This is a genomic window from Laspinema palackyanum D2c (assembly GCF_025370875.1).
GTDB classification, from domain to species: domain Bacteria; phylum Cyanobacteriota; class Cyanobacteriia; order Cyanobacteriales; family Laspinemataceae; genus Laspinema; species Laspinema palackyanum.
The window spans coordinates 310,455-324,165 of the sequence record NZ_JAMXFD010000004.1; the positions used below are offsets into that span (position 1 = coordinate 310,455).

Genomic DNA, 13,711 nt, shown 5'->3' on the forward strand with positions numbered 1-13,711 from the left:
ATTTTCCCTAGACTCTCAGCCGCCTCCCTACAGGTATATTCATCCTGAGTATTTTGAATAACTTGAACTAACCCAGCAATAACTTGAGGATTTCCGGGGTCAATTTTCCCTAGACTCTCAGCCGCTCGCCTACGGGTATCTTCATCCTGAGTATTTTGAATAACGTGAAGCAACCCAGCAATAGCTTGAGGATTTCCTTGTCCGATTTTCCCTAGACTCTCAGCCGCCTCCCTACAGGTATATTCATCCTGAGTATTTTGAATAACTTGAACTAACCCAGCAATAACTTGAGGATTTCCGGGGTCAATTTTCCCTAGACTCTCAGCCGCCTCCCTACAGGTATATTCATCCTGAGTATTTTGAATAACTTGAACTAACCCAGCAATAGCTTGAGGATTTCCGGGGTCGATTTTGCCTAAACTCTCAGCTGCCCGCCTACGGGTAAGTTCATCCTGAGTATTTTGAATAACTTGAAGCAACGCAGCAATAGCTTGTGGATTTCCGGGGTCGATTTTGCCTAAACTCTCAGACGCCTGCTTACGGGTAAATTCATCCTGAGTATTTTGAATAACTTGAAGCAACGCAGCAATAGCTTGAGGATTTCCTTGTCCGATTTTGCCTAAACTTTCAATCGCCAGCCAACGGGTATATTCACTCTGAGTATTTTGAATAAACTGAACTAACCCAGCAACAGATTGAGGATTTCCGGGGTTGATTTTCTCTAAACTCTCAATCGCCAGCCAACGGGTATATTCACTTTGAGTATTTTGAATAAATTGAACCAACCCAGCAACAGATTGAGGATTTCCGGGGTTGATTTTCTCTAAACTCTCAATCGCCAGCAGCCCAGTATATTCATCCTGAGTATTTTGAATAACTTGAATCAACCCAGCAATAGCGTGAGGATTTCCGACACCGATGTTCCCTAAACTCTCAATCGCCTGCCTACGGTTAACTTCATCATGAGTATTTTGAATAACTTGAATCAACCCAGCAATAGCTTGAGGATTTCCGACACCGATTTCCCCTAAACTCTCAATCGCCTGCCTACGGGTATATTCAAATTGAGTATTTGCAAGAACTTTCAGCAACTCAGCGATTTTCTTCGGATTTCTTTCATCCTCGACATTTTTGATAACAGGTAACAACTCCCGGGGAAGGGGAATCACAATATTGCGACCCAAAGAAACCCCCCCACCCTCAGTCGGTAACTTGACAATTTCTGCCTTCGCTTCCTCAAACTTCTGGCGTCGATAATGACCCATCGCCCTTGCAAAAATTCGCAGGCGGTCAAACTCCTCAATCGGTTGATGAATCATCTCCGTCAGGGTAGAAAGCCGCATTAAATCCCTGGGGTTTTCTTCATACGCCCGCTGGAAAGCCGCTGCCAATAACTCCACCGATTTCTCTGGTTTTTTATAAGCCCAAGCCGCCCAACTTTGCGACTGGGCAAACTCCCGGTCATAACTATCTTGACTGTCTAAATCGCGCTGCACATACTGCAATAAAAAACTCGCCACTTCCTTGAGGCGTTTTTCTGTAAATCGAGGATTAGCTTTGAACTGGTCTAACAATTCTTGGCGGACTGTGGCATCCATTTCATACAATTCATGCCCCACATCATCACATAAACTGGATAGAATTAAATCGGAAACCGCAATCCAAGGAATATCAATAAAATTATCATGAATATCCCGCCGAAAATTTGCCCAAATCCGATAAAGCAAATCGGGAGTTAGGGCTAAAGGTAAAGCCGCATGATAAGCCAAAAAAAGGTGAGGGTCACCAAACCTTTTTTTAAAAGCATTAATCCGACGTTGAGCGGCTTCCAGTTTCATGAGTGGGATTCCATTTTAATCCTTTAATGATTGCCAAAATCTGACAAACTAATCGCCTCTGCTATAACTTTTTCCCGAATAAAATAATGTAATGATTTAGTCGTGACTACATCAACTTTGCGATTTAAGAGTTGTTCTAAATCTTGAATCAGTCCCACCGGAAACCAGGAAGATATTTTAGCTAAATCATAATCTATCAAAAAATCAATATCACTCTCCTCCCGTTCTTCCCCCCTCGCCACGGAACCAAATATCCGCACATTAAACGCCCCATGCTGTTGTGCAAGGGCTAAAATTTCATCTCGTCTTTGTTGCAATTGTTCTTTAATTTTCATAATTAAGTGCCGATAAAATTACTAATATTTTTTGTTTCAATTCCGGTAAATTCTGTTCAACAACATTCCAAACTTCTTCTAAATTAATATCGTCGTAGTCGTGAATCAGCACATCTCGCAATCCCGCCATTCTGCGCCAAGGAATCTCTGGATAACTTTGCCTCAACTCTGGAAAAAGTCGCTTAACGGCTTCTCCAATCACTTCAAAACTACGAATCACCCCATCCTGAATCAAAAGAGATTGCATAAATTCTATTCTCCCTCCCTCTGAATAAGTCTCAATCCGACAGATGCGTTGATAAATATCTTGTAAATATATTTCATCATCTGTCATAGCGGAATCGCCTGATTGATAATCCGTTCTCTAAAATACTCCCGTAAGTTTTTAACCGTCGTGACATCAACTTTTCGGTGTAACAAGTCCTCTAAGTCTTGGATTAAGGCAATTCTATCCAATAAACTGCAATGACTGTTCATCTCCACCAAAAAATCAATATCACTATCCTCCCGTTCTTCTCCCCTCGCCACGGAACCAAATATCCGCACATTGAACGCGCCATGCTGTTGTGCAATAGCTAAAATTTCATCTCGTCTTTGTTGCAATTCGTCTTTCAGTTTCATGAGTATTGCCTAGATTTTTATTGAAATTAAAATTTATTTGTTGGGTGAAGTATCCTGATTGCATCCTATTTGCGGTAATTCAACACTGAATTTTATGTTTATCCAAGAAAAGTAATTATCTAAATAATTGAGTTAGCAAGTCCTCTCGATTTATATTGAGGTGATTAGATATGCCCTTTAAGATGGCATTTAACGTACCAATCTTTAGAGGATTATGAGCGGGTATAGTAAGATGATGTTCTCCATTATATTGTGTTGTTAGTCGAATATGGCTCCCTGTTTGATGGCTGACTTCATAACCAAATACTCTAAGGGCCTTTACTAAATCCTGACCCGATAAATTTCTCGGTAGTTTCATGAGGCAATCACCTCTTCTTGAACAATATGAAGTCGGATAATTTTGGGTCGTAATTCTTCATTAGGAAAATGGCAATGCACCGCGTCTCTAACCTCTAATTTAAGCATATCTAAATTATCGGCTTGAGTGATAATTGACACTCCTAATGCTTGAGCGACATATCCTTCTTCAACATCATGTTCTACTAAAAAAATAATTTCATTCATGGTTTAATTATCTCCTAAAAAATCAATTATAATTGTGAGTAATTTCTCTTTGGTTTTAGATTCAAAGTCCCCCTTATTAATTGTGTTTATATGAAAACACTATAAATTTATGATTGATTTCCTGGATTACCCCGTAATACCTTGACGGCATTTTGTAATCCAAGCCGATCGCATTCAAACATCGGGATTAACTTAGCAATTTCCCGAGCCGTCGTCATTCCCCACCGTTCCTTCGGTACAGGATTCACCCAAACCAGATAACGTAAGCGTTGTTGACACTGCTGCAAGAATCGCTCAGTCAATTCTAACCTATCTTCACTATAGCCCCCCCGTGCCGCTCCCGCATCACTAAAAATCAGCAGACAGGCGCGATTGGGAGATAACCCGCTTAACATCTCCTCCACCCTCACCGCTGGAGAATATCCCGGACCCCCATAAACATAATCCACCGGACAATTATGGAAATAATAAACCCGCGATGCCCCTAAGCGTCCCCCCCGCATGGCAGTTTCTTTAATTCTATCCCCTAAAGAATGAAAAGCCACCATTGAACCATCAACATCCAACAGCAAAACCAACTCAACTCGATTCCTCCGTTTCGGCACTAAAACTGGATCCAAGAAAAACCCATCTTGGATAATCTTTTCTATAGTTGCTGTCACATCTAATTCAACTAACGGACCCTCTCGAATGGGACGGCGTAAATAACGCCAAGTTTGTTTCATTTGTCTTTTCGTTAACGGTAAATAATCCGAAAACAACAAAAAAGACGAATCCCCATCCGAGTCGAATTGTTCACGGGTTTTAGTTTTTGCTAACTGCACTACATCATCCATTTCTAACGCTACCTCTGGCGAAAATTCTGGATCAGCAGATTCTCTGCTGTCAACTTGATAAGATGGCTGAATTGGTGGTTGTTCTTGACTTTCTGGAATCGGTTGATTTTCTGCTTCTAATTGTTGATTTTTTAATGGCTCATTAGTCGGTTTAGTGAGATTTTTTTTGAGAGAGTCTAACCAGGACCTCAGTAGAGACTTTGTTGGGGTCAATTGGACTTGTGGCTGTGTTGTCGGAATCGGTGCTTGTTCGGTGACAGGTTTCTCTAATGTCACCAAGGGATTATCAAAGGGTTTAGATATTACCTTGGCAAAATAATCATCGAAAATTTTCTCTTCTTCAACCGACTTAATCCACAACGTTTTGCAGAGTCTTTTTAACGTAGCCTCGTCAGGGAGTCCAAACCCTTTCATTAAGGCTTCTAACAGCAATTCATAGTCTTCAATCCCCAATACAAAACCCGCTTGACGCAGCTTATCAAATAACTCTCGCAGGGGTAAATCATTAATTTTCATGATTCCCCCTAAATTTACTTAGATAACGCTGGTGGTCCTCCCAATTTTTCAGTAAAACCCCTAAATAGGGAAGTTGACCCTGTAACTGTTTCAGGACTTCATCATGAGGATGCCGACGCAGGACATCAAACCAATCAATCAACTCACTGGTACTGATATTTTTACCCGTTTGTCGTTTTTCCTCGCCCAAAAATTCCCTCAATTTCGAGAACCTCGCTACCACTTCTTGAATAAACTGATTTTCCGGTTCTGAAATGGTTGATTTATCCTGGGGAACCCCAAAAAAACGAGCAATAATAATCTGAATTAACTGTTCTGTGTTGGGAAACTGAATATAATGAAATAAACAGCGTCGCAAAAAAGCATCCGGTAAATCTCGTTCCTGATTACTGGTAATAAAGATAATCGGAGGATGTTTAGCAATTACTTCTTCCTTAGTTTCCGGGATAGTAAAGCGTTTTTCATCCAACTCCAATAATAAATCATTGGGAAAATCAATATCAGCCTTATCAATTTCATCAATCAATAAAACCGTAGGTTTTTCGCTAATAAAAGCCTCCCCAATTTTACCCCATTCTATATAAGTTTTAGGGTCCTTAATCTGCTTGATTTCTTCTGGGGTACTGAATTGACCGAAAGTCAGTAATTGAGAGTCCCGCAGTCTGCCTAAATTATTATAGGTATAGAGTCCATCTTGGGCGCGACTGGTGGATTTAATCGTCCAGCAGAGATAGGGTAATCCCAGCTCATAGGCGACAGCTTGCGCTAATTTAGTTTTACCACAACCGGGTTCCCCTTGCAGCAGCAAAGGACGCTGTAAGGTAATGGCTAAATTAACCGCTTCAATCAGTTCCTCACTGGGGAAATAGGGATAAACTCGCTGTCCATTATCATCCCGATGGTCATCAGGAGGATGCACTTTTCCGGTATAGTGCAGATTTTCTGTGGGTGGTTTTAATATTTCAGCCATTTTGACTCACATTCTTCCCAGGTAATTTGACAGAGAGAGCAAATTTTTTCAAAGAGATATTGATGAACTCCATTTTCACTGTCTCGAAAAACCTCATCCACTAAACTCTCTCTATATTGTATTAGGTTTTCCGCACAACAATATAATTCTAGCCAAGTCGATAATTGCTTGCGTTTTAGTGGCTGTATTTCCATAAATTTAATCAATGTTTCTGGGACCAGATTTGAGGTTGGGTCTTGAGTGCAAGTAATGTTCCACTCATTTGTAAATCCATCTTCATCAAGCAAAAATAAAAGTAAGCTGTAATTTTCATCAGGCGTTCCCATTCGATTTGCTAAATTAGCGAGGGGTTGCCAAAATTCTTGCAGGAATGCCTCAAGATAAGATTCCTCGAAGTCCTGAGTATTTTCAACAATTAAAATTACCGTTTGAGATTGCCAAAGCTCACAAATACTCTGATGAATTGCTGTGACTGAACTGGTTTTATTGATTCCAAATTTGCGACTAATTTCTTGAAAAATACTATCTAACGAGCTATTATGAGTTCGGCGAGAAAACTTAATTTTTTTAACATAATTTGATGTATTGCCATTGGGTACGTTCCGAATCAGGCGATTGAGCAGCCAACGCGGTGCTGTTTCAAGTGAACCATGAATTAAACAGGCTCCAATTTGATGATTCTCCACAAATTCTTTAAACAAATTTGCCTGTTTATCATAATCTAACTGTAGTAAGGCTTTCAGTAATTTATTCTCAATACTTTGGCTGGGGTGAGGCTGAATTAACTCGATGATATCGTCGAGTTTTTGGGATTGCTCATCGAGTCTTTCGGTCAAAACATCTTGCAACTGTTGCAGGGTTTTGTTGATGTTTGTCTCAACAACTCCAAACTCCTGGCAAAGTTTCTCAAACCCGGTCTGCATCTGGTCAGAAATAGCGATAAATACTTTCTCTATCTGTTGTTCAGTTCCGGTTAACTGCTTTTTAAGTTGTCGCAATTCTTTTAAGAGGGTGAGGCTCGTTTTGCGATGTTTACGAATTTTTCGTTGAGTCGTTAATACTTCTTGCCGAATTCCAGTCATCAGTTGAATCATTAATCCAGCAAAGGCTTTACCGTCTGCCTTGAAATCTTGTTTTAATGCTTCTCGCAAGATTTTTGGAAATTCTTCATGGAGTAATTCCGCCACATATTGGCGCACATCACTCGTTAAATCGACCCCTTTGCCTTGGGGTACCGCCATTAAATCTAATTTTGCAAAAATAGTGCGCCACTCTTCAACTTTCAAAATTTTAGCTTGGGTTAATCCGTCTTCGGTAGGAGTAATAACTAAAGGAATTTCTCCCTCGGTTAACTCTTTATATTTAGAATTAGCAAATTCAGAACGTGCCAAGCTAACCCATGCTTCTGTGGCTTTGGCGGCTATCTTTTTGAGATGGTTGCGAGTGTGTCCATTATATGCTCTATTTTCGGAAGCGATAGAAATAATTTGCGCGATCGCCTTCCCAGAAACTCGAATTAAATCCTCATTTTGTAACCGAACGTAATCAGAACGACTTGGGTCAAAATTATCAATAGCATTTGCCGTATTTCCCGCCGTCACACTGGTAATCATTCCGGCGGCTACTTTTGTCAAAAACTTTTTACCTTCGTCTGTAGATAAAAAAGCGACCGTGAGGGTCACCTCCGGCAAGAAGAGGGAAGCCCCAACACAAATTGTCCCAAAAATCGCTATTCGACAAATCGATCGCCCAAGGGTCATAAGCAATTGACTAGGAAGCCCCACGATTCTACCATAACGAGGCGATCGCCAACTCCCCTAACATTCCCTGGCATTGGTCTGGCAAGGCTGGACCCAGCAGATGAGGATTTACGCCTTGTCAGCACCATTTCTACCCACCGGGGACGGATCCACCTATCGGGAATTGAGCAAACCGTCCCAGTTTCTTGTCCATCAGCCTAGTCAAGGCTTGAGGTTGCGCCTTCAATGGTTACATCCGCACGATGCTGCGATCGCCAGCAGCCAATTTTTCAGCTTTAAACTGGCGTAGCTTCTCGATAAATGGAGGGGGATTTTTCCGTTGTTCTTCCCGCATCTGGTGGCTCCAAGTCAACCAATTGCTCAGATAGGCAGCGATCGCCTCTTGGTTCTGTAAATAGTACAAAATCGTCGCATAAACTTGTTCTAGGGTGACCGTGCGAAACTGTTCGGCGATCGCCTCTGGGGTTTGACCGCGATGAATATACTGATACAGAATATGCTCGATGCCGATCCGCGTTCCTTTCAGGCGAATATCATCGGCAGCTAATTTATCAAAATAATTTTCTAACTCCATCCATCCTCTCCTACTTTGAAATTTCCCGAACCGGAGAAGGGACTTCTAAAATGGGTAAACGGCCATCTACTCAGGTGGGGCCGCCCGTTTTCGCAAGCACCTCTACAGTTCGTTCGCGGCTCTGTTCAAAGTCCCTACAGCAATCATAAGGCGCACAGGAGAGTAATAGATTGATTGATCGCTCCTAAGTGGCGATCGGGTCAAGTGACTTACCCACGGACAGAACCCACATATAACGGTTGATACGAAATCCGGTTGTCAAAGGTCTATAAAATTCTCCAGAAAAGCGAAGGCTGGCTTCGTCCGTATAGCCGGGTTTTTATTTAGGCATCTATAAATGTAGGGGCGATTCGCGAATCGCCCCTACAGAGATCATGGAGCCTCTATTTGACGGGTTGGCTCCTCATGCGGGTTTTTATGGACTGCATCTATAAATGTAGAGGCGATTCGGGAATCGCCTGTAAATATGGACTGGCGATTCGCGAATCGCCCCTACAGAGATCATGGAGCCTCTATTTGACGGGTTGGCTCCTCATGCGGGTTTTTATGGACTGCATCTATAAATGTAGAGGCGATTCGGGAATCGCCTGTAAATATGGACTGGCGATTCGCGAATCGCCCCTACAGAGATAATGGAGCCTCTAGTGGACGGGTTGGCTCCTCATCCGGTTGTCAAAGACTTAACTCTTCAGCCTGCGTAGGCAGGCTTCGTCCGTGTAGCCCCAGGCTTCAGCCTGCGGGTTTTTATGCAAAATGGATCCTATTATCGGGTTTTTGGATCCTCTGAACTCCCATTTTGAAGCCCGATCGCCTCCCATAACCGCATTTCCCCGCATCAAGGTCGTTGACACCATATCTAGTATTAACACGGCATTTCATCTCTACTAATAGCGTAAAACCGAGGAAAAATGGCCCTCAACTCCCCTGAATTTCCCCCGGCAATTGTAACGAAATATTACAATAGTGCCATCAAAGTGGTTTAGCATCTTGACAGTCTGAAAAGGAATCGCTAACATGGTTCACATACCCGGGTAAATCAATTCAGCGTCCTATGCAAGACAAGCAAAAGGTTACATTGTATCTGCCACCAGAACTGCATCGCCAGCTCAAAATACGAGCCGCAGTAGACTCCGAGCCAATGTCAACCATTGCCGAACGAGCCATAGATTTTTACCTGACTCATCCCGGCGTGGTAGACGAACTAGAGTCATTCCACGGGCGCACCCATAGGGTCTATAACTGTCCCGACTGCACCAGCTCAATCGTGATGCGCGATGGAGAAATGGTATCCCTCAAAAACCAGCCGAGTATATTGGCTGACGAAGGGTTGACGGTTGAGAAAGTGCCAGCGGTCACCGCGAACACCGATCAACAAGGTGAGGAACAACTCGTTCCCTGCTAAACCCAAACACTTCCACCGGGAAGTAAATTTAATGCTCCGCATCCAAACCCAGGGGCAATAAAGATCTAGCAATATTGTTGGCACCGTTTGTAGAAGGTCGATGGTCATGAAAGAAGAGCTCAATATCTTAATCCAAGCTCAATATCCTTTAATCTACCTCGTGACCTCCGAGGAAGAACGGGCCGAGCAGGCGATCGCAACGATTGCTCAGATCAAGCCCCAGCGTAAAGTCTTTATCTGGACTGTGACGCACGGGATCGTGGAGTATGGTCAACCCCGCAACGTTACCCAACACAATACTGTGTCGCCAGAAGCGGCCATTGAGTGGGTGGTAAGGCAACGCGAGCCTGGTTTGTTTATCTTCAAAGATTTACATCCGTTTATCGATTCTCCAGCAACCACTCGGTGGTTGAGAGATGCGATCGCCAGCTTTAAAGGCACGCAAAAAGCCATCATCCTAATGTCACCGCTCCAGCAAGTTCCCATCGAGCTTGAGAAAGAAGTCGTCGTCATTGACTTTGCTCTGCCGGATTTGGCAGAACTCAATCAGGTGCTATCCCAGCAACTAGAGACGAGTCGGACTCGCAAAATCACGACTGAAACGCGGGAAAAACTTTTAAAAGCCGCCCTAGGTCTAACGCGAGATGAAGCCGAAAAAGTCTATCGCAAAGCCCAAGTCACCAGTGGGAAACTGACAGAATCTGAAGTAGAAATCGTTCTATCCGAGAAAAAACAACTCATTCGACGTAATGGGATTCTCGATTATATAGAAGAGGATGAAACCCTAGATTCCGTCGGCGGTCTCGAAGAACTGAAACGCTGGCTCAGACAACGGTCCAATGCCTTTACTGAAAGGGCGCGAGAATATGGTTTACCTCAACCGAAAGGAATGTTAATTCTGGGGGTTCCGGGTTGCGGCAAGTCAATGATTGCCAAAACGACCGCCCGCCTATGGGGTTTACCCTTACTCCGATTGGATATGGGTCGAGTGTATGACGGTTCGATGGTGGGGCGATCGGAAGCCAACCTTCGCAACGCCTTGAAAACAGCCGAATCCATTTCCCCAGTGCTGCTATTTATCGATGAATTAGATAAGGCATTTGGTGGAAGCGGTGGGTCATCGGACTCTGATGGAGGCACCTCTAGTCGCATCTTTGGTTCATTCCTGACCTGGATGCAAGAAAAAACCTCCCCCGTGTTCGTGATGGCTACAGCCAACCGTGTCGAACGGCTACCGGGTGAGTTCCTCAGAAAGGGACGATTTGATGAAATCTTCTTCGTTGACCTGCCTAACAACGAAGAACGCCAAGAAATTTTTAAGATTCACTTGAGCAAACGGCGTCGAGAGATCGATCGCTTCGATATCGAGCAATTGGCGAAAGTCTCGGATGGATTTTCCGGGGCAGAAATCGAACAAGCTGTGATTGCAGCCATGTACGAGGCGTTTGCTCAAGACAGAGAATTTACGCAGCTAGACATCATCGCTTCGATTAAGTCTACGCTACCGCTGTCGAAGACGATGACCGAACAGGTCTCTGCCCTGAGAGATTGGGCCAGACAGCGAGCTAGACCAGCTGCTTCTTCCGTCGCTGAATACCAGCGCATGGAGTTCTAAAGGCTTTCTCCTGGATTTTCCAGGAGCAAAGGCTAACCCACATATATCGGGTTAGCAGTGTCCGAAAACCGCTATCGCGGTTCCCTTCAAACCCAAATGTTGTCGTTTCTTTAACTATCTTACTGGAGGAAATCCAATGTCTCACTTTAGCACTCTTCGTACCAAAATCACCGATGCCGAAATCCTCAAGACTTCTCTGCGCGACTTAGGCATCAGCGTTAAATCCGATGCGGACGTTCGTGGTTACAACGGCCAGCGTGTTCGTTCCGACTTGGTTGCAGTTCTCGAAGGCGAATATGATCTGGGCTGGTCTCGCAACAGCGACGGCACCTACGACTTGATCGCTGACCTGTGGGGTGTTGCTAAGAAGCACAACCAGACCGAACTGATCAACGCCATTAACCAGAAGTACGCGGTTAATAAGACTCTCAATGAAGTTCGTCGTCCCGGTCTGCAAAACGCTAACGTTAAGCTCGTTGTTCAGTAAACATAGAGCGCGTTCCCTTGAATTACGGGTTAACCTACCATAGGTTAGCCCGTTTTTTCTGTTTAGGGAGAGATAGAATTGCGGCCAGGAATATCGGGGGAGTGGAGATGAAAATTATACAACGAACCTCAACTCAGTTAAAACTACACATCATCCCCTTGTTGATTTGGATGGCTGGGGGGATAGTGATAAGTATCGGGGTGGCTGAGAGTCAAAAGATAGGGAGATACCGTATGATCTGCGATCGCCTGCCCGATTCTGGGCACTGTGAAATCACCCAGTCCAGTTTCTGGCAAACCCGCCGCCAAACCTTTCCTCTAAAAGACTTACAAGGGGCCAAGGTTGTCTCGCGTAACAGCAGGGGCAGGAATACCCCTTACCAACTCGTTCTCCTGCTCCCAGGAAAACTCATTCCCCTTCATGATTTTTGGAGTTCCGATCGCCCCTCTCATCAGAAACAAGCCGATCTGATCAACCAATTTGTGCAAGATTCAACCCAATTCAACTTGGCGATCTCTCGAAATATGTTTGGGTTGATGATTAGATCCTTCCTCTCGTTGTGTGGGTTAGGTCTGTTAATCATTACCGGCTTCGGCGAAATCATTATCCTAAAATTGGATAAACTCTCCGATCAATTTATTCTGACTTGGCGAGGACTTTTGGGGACCAAACGGATTGAACATCCCCTCCGGAATATTGCCCGGTGTTATGTGGAAACGAGTGTTAGTCGCAAGACTGGTCGCAAATCCTATGTCATCAAAGTGATGCTCACCTCTGAAGAAACCTTTGCCTTAATGCCCTATAACAGTTCCGGATATGATAAAAAACTCCAGCTCACTCAAGAAATTCACAGCTTTTTGGGGATAGAACCAACAGAAACAACCGATCCGAAATCTTTGGTTCCTTAACCCGGAGAACTCTTCGGTTTCATGCTGGGGGGAAATCAAAAACCTCAACAACAGTTAGACGAGTATGAGGAGAGAATTTCCCATCAGCCGGAGGATATTGAGGATCCGTACAGCATCACCAGCATTCTAGCCTTGCAAGGAAAACAACAAGAGGCCAAAGCCCACTGAGAGAAATTTCGTTCCCAGTTCGCTGCCGAGGAAAAATTTGACCTGGCACAGTTGCTAGACCAGGCAATCGACCAGATGAACAACTTCATCTAAAGCCGATCGCCTCAATCCATCCTGATTGGCCCTCGACTCATTTATGACTCCTGGGAATCACCCATCGAAAACACAATCGTGTGATTAGCCCCAAGATTATTCAGAAACAAGTCCTGGGGTTAGAATAAGCCTGAGTCAAATCCTATTGATACTGCTTATATGCAAACTTTCTCCGTTGAGCTAGAGCGAAAAATCCGAGAATTAATCTACCAATGTGGGACCCGGGCTGAAGCGTTGGCGAAACAACCCTACTCGGTATCGGAAAAAGGGCCAGAAGATTATGTCACCAGTGTGGATCGGGAACTCGACTGCCTGTTAACCAGAGGATTTTCTGAGTTATTTCCCCAAGATGGAATTATTACGGAAGAAAACGAACGATCGCGACTGGCATTTAATGGCGATCGCCAACAACTCTGGTGCATTGATCCCTTGGATGGGACCGAAGGATTTATTCAAGGTAAGCCCCATTACTCCGTGATGATTGGCTTACTCTCAAATTTTCAACCGATCGCCGGTTGGATTTACGCCCCAGCTTTAGATCAGATGTATTATGGCGGGACAGATTGGGGACTGTTTCAAGCGGTCGGGGGTTCAGCAGTGGAACCCTTATCTCCCGTAGAACCTCCGCCACCGAACTCCTCCGCTTGTCCGATTATGCTGGGGGACCGGGACCAACGGAATTTTGGGGAGGCGATCGCCCAATTAGTCCCGGGAGTCTGTTATTCCTCCCTCGGCAGTTTTGGTTTGAAAGTGATGGAAGTCATTTTTGGACGCGCCGGACTCTATCTCTATCTCAATGGTCGAGTCAAACTGTGGGATACCGCCGGTCCCGTGGCCCTTGCTAAAGCTGCCGGGTTAGTCTGTTGTGATTTAGAGGGAAAACCCCTGAGTTTTGAACCCTCCGCCCTCTCTTCCGATACCTTAATCCACAAACAACCGATTTTAATTGGGTGGCCGAGTTATGTAGAAGCCCTGCGATCGCCTATTTGTGAAGCGGTATTAGCCACTCAAACCCCATAAAACC

Annotated in this window: 17 protein-coding genes; 7 read left to right on the forward strand and 10 right to left on the reverse strand. The window is 44.3% G+C overall.

Annotated features, from left to right (window positions below; translation table 11 throughout):
- From NG795_RS08015 to NG795_RS08055, 9 genes are all read right to left on the reverse strand, one after another.
- A partial coding sequence (locus NG795_RS08015) for a HEAT repeat domain-containing protein (RefSeq protein WP_367288126.1) occupies positions 1-1,838 on the reverse strand: 1,838 nt, incomplete at its 3' end.
- Between the two features lie 23 nt (positions 1,839-1,861).
- Positions 1,862-2,173, reverse strand: coding sequence for a nucleotidyltransferase family protein (locus tag NG795_RS08020; protein WP_367288127.1), 312 nt, complete (start codon positions 2,171-2,173; stop codon positions 1,862-1,864).
- Positions 2,163-2,507, reverse strand: coding sequence for a HepT-like ribonuclease domain-containing protein (locus NG795_RS08025; RefSeq protein WP_367288128.1), 345 nt, complete (start codon positions 2,505-2,507; stop codon positions 2,163-2,165). Before NG795_RS08025 ends, NG795_RS08020 begins: the two co-directional genes overlap by 11 nt.
- Positions 2,504-2,794, reverse strand: coding sequence for a nucleotidyltransferase family protein (locus NG795_RS08030; protein ID WP_367288129.1), 291 nt, complete (start codon positions 2,792-2,794; stop codon positions 2,504-2,506). Before NG795_RS08030 ends, NG795_RS08025 begins: the two co-directional genes overlap by 4 nt.
- A gap of 115 nt (positions 2,795-2,909) precedes the next feature.
- A complete protein-coding gene (locus NG795_RS08035) occupies positions 2,910-3,152 on the reverse strand; it encodes a type II toxin-antitoxin system HicA family toxin (protein WP_367288130.1) in 243 nt (80 codons plus the stop codon).
- Complete coding sequence (locus NG795_RS08040) at positions 3,149-3,358, reverse strand: 2-oxoisovalerate dehydrogenase E1 subunit beta (RefSeq protein ID WP_367288131.1); 210 nt, start codon at positions 3,356-3,358, stop codon at positions 3,149-3,151. Before NG795_RS08040 ends, NG795_RS08035 begins: the two co-directional genes overlap by 4 nt.
- 107 nt (positions 3,359-3,465) lie before the next feature.
- On the reverse strand, positions 3,466-4,710 hold the full coding sequence (locus tag NG795_RS08045; protein WP_367288132.1) for a CoxE: 1,245 nt from the start codon (positions 4,708-4,710) through the stop codon (positions 3,466-3,468).
- A complete protein-coding gene (locus NG795_RS08050; RefSeq protein ID WP_367288133.1) occupies positions 4,700-5,680 on the reverse strand; it encodes an AAA family ATPase in 981 nt (326 codons plus the stop codon). The genes NG795_RS08045 and NG795_RS08050 overlap by 11 nt, the downstream gene beginning before the upstream one ends.
- Complete coding sequence (locus tag NG795_RS08055) at positions 5,665-7,440, reverse strand: hypothetical protein (protein WP_367288134.1); 1,776 nt, start codon at positions 7,438-7,440, stop codon at positions 5,665-5,667. The genes NG795_RS08050 and NG795_RS08055 overlap by 16 nt, the downstream gene beginning before the upstream one ends.
- Positions 7,441-7,446: 6 nt before the next feature.
- Here NG795_RS08055 and NG795_RS08060 point away from each other — a divergent pair, with 6 nt between their 5' ends.
- Positions 7,447-7,641, forward strand: coding sequence for a hypothetical protein (locus NG795_RS08060; protein ID WP_367288135.1), 195 nt, complete (start codon positions 7,447-7,449; stop codon positions 7,639-7,641).
- Positions 7,642-7,669: 28 nt separating this feature from the next.
- Here NG795_RS08060 and NG795_RS08065 read toward each other — a convergent pair whose 3' ends face one another.
- Positions 7,670-8,014, reverse strand: coding sequence for a DUF433 domain-containing protein (locus NG795_RS08065; RefSeq protein WP_367288136.1), 345 nt, complete (start codon positions 8,012-8,014; stop codon positions 7,670-7,672).
- 1,051 nt (positions 8,015-9,065) lie between these two features.
- Between NG795_RS08065 and NG795_RS08070 the strand changes: the two genes are divergently transcribed.
- The 6 genes from NG795_RS08070 (at position 9,066) to NG795_RS08095 (ending at position 13,707) form a co-directional block, all read left to right on the forward strand.
- Positions 9,066-9,416, forward strand: a complete 351-nt coding sequence (locus NG795_RS08070; RefSeq protein ID WP_015149338.1) for a slr0373 family blue light stress response protein — start codon at positions 9,066-9,068, stop codon at positions 9,414-9,416.
- Between the two features lie 106 nt (positions 9,417-9,522).
- Complete coding sequence (gene ycf46, locus NG795_RS08075) at positions 9,523-11,031, forward strand: stress-responsive protein Ycf46 (protein ID WP_367288137.1); 1,509 nt, start codon at positions 9,523-9,525, stop codon at positions 11,029-11,031.
- 136 nt (positions 11,032-11,167) lie between these two features.
- Positions 11,168-11,518 (forward strand): DUF1257 domain-containing protein, encoded by a 351-nt coding sequence (locus NG795_RS08080; protein WP_015149336.1) that lies wholly within the window; start codon positions 11,168-11,170, stop codon positions 11,516-11,518.
- A gap of 107 nt (positions 11,519-11,625) precedes the next feature.
- Positions 11,626-12,426: a hypothetical protein gene (locus NG795_RS08085; RefSeq protein ID WP_367288138.1), complete on the forward strand. Its 801-nt coding sequence runs from the start codon at positions 11,626-11,628 to the stop codon at positions 12,424-12,426.
- Positions 12,427-12,447: 21 nt separating this feature from the next.
- Entirely contained in the window at positions 12,448-12,594 is a 147-nt protein-coding gene (locus tag NG795_RS08090) for a hypothetical protein (RefSeq protein WP_367288139.1), read from the forward strand.
- A gap of 252 nt (positions 12,595-12,846) precedes the next feature.
- On the forward strand, positions 12,847-13,707 hold the full coding sequence (locus NG795_RS08095) for a 3'(2'),5'-bisphosphate nucleotidase CysQ family protein (RefSeq protein ID WP_367288140.1): 861 nt from the start codon (positions 12,847-12,849) through the stop codon (positions 13,705-13,707).
- The last annotated feature ends 4 nt before the right edge of the window (positions 13,708-13,711 follow it).

Bases quoted from the DNA above. Each gene is read 5' to 3' on its own strand.
- NG795_RS08020 (WP_367288127.1), bottom strand. From the start codon at position 2,173: ATGAAAATTAAAGAACAATTGCAACAAAGACGAGATGAAATTTTAGCC.
- NG795_RS08025 (WP_367288128.1), bottom strand. From the start codon at position 2,507: ATGACAGATGATGAAATATATTTACAAGATATTTATCAACGCATCTGT.
- NG795_RS08030 (WP_367288129.1), bottom strand. From the start codon at position 2,794: ATGAAACTGAAAGACGAATTGCAACAAAGACGAGATGAAATTTTAGCT.
- NG795_RS08035 (WP_367288130.1), bottom strand. From the start codon at position 3,152: ATGAAACTACCGAGAAATTTATCGGGTCAGGATTTAGTAAAGGCCCTT.
- NG795_RS08040 (WP_367288131.1), bottom strand. From the start codon at position 3,358: ATGAATGAAATTATTTTTTTAGTAGAACATGATGTTGAAGAAGGATAT.
- NG795_RS08045 (WP_367288132.1), bottom strand. From the start codon at position 4,710: ATGAAAATTAATGATTTACCCCTGCGAGAGTTATTTGATAAGCTGCGT.
- NG795_RS08050 (WP_367288133.1), bottom strand. From the start codon at position 5,680: ATGGCTGAAATATTAAAACCACCCACAGAAAATCTGCACTATACCGGA.
- NG795_RS08055 (WP_367288134.1), bottom strand. From the start codon at position 7,440: ATGACCCTTGGGCGATCGATTTGTCGAATAGCGATTTTTGGGACAATT.
- NG795_RS08065 (WP_367288136.1), bottom strand. From the start codon at position 8,014: ATGGAGTTAGAAAATTATTTTGATAAATTAGCTGCCGATGATATTCGC.
- NG795_RS08070 (WP_015149338.1), top strand. From the start codon at position 9,066: ATGCAAGACAAGCAAAAGGTTACATTGTATCTGCCACCAGAACTGCAT.
- ycf46 (WP_367288137.1), top strand. From the start codon at position 9,523: ATGAAAGAAGAGCTCAATATCTTAATCCAAGCTCAATATCCTTTAATC.
- NG795_RS08080 (WP_015149336.1), top strand. From the start codon at position 11,168: ATGTCTCACTTTAGCACTCTTCGTACCAAAATCACCGATGCCGAAATC.
- NG795_RS08085 (WP_367288138.1), top strand. From the start codon at position 11,626: ATGAAAATTATACAACGAACCTCAACTCAGTTAAAACTACACATCATC.
- NG795_RS08090 (WP_367288139.1), top strand. From the start codon at position 12,448: ATGCTGGGGGGAAATCAAAAACCTCAACAACAGTTAGACGAGTATGAG.
- NG795_RS08095 (WP_367288140.1), top strand. From the start codon at position 12,847: ATGCAAACTTTCTCCGTTGAGCTAGAGCGAAAAATCCGAGAATTAATC.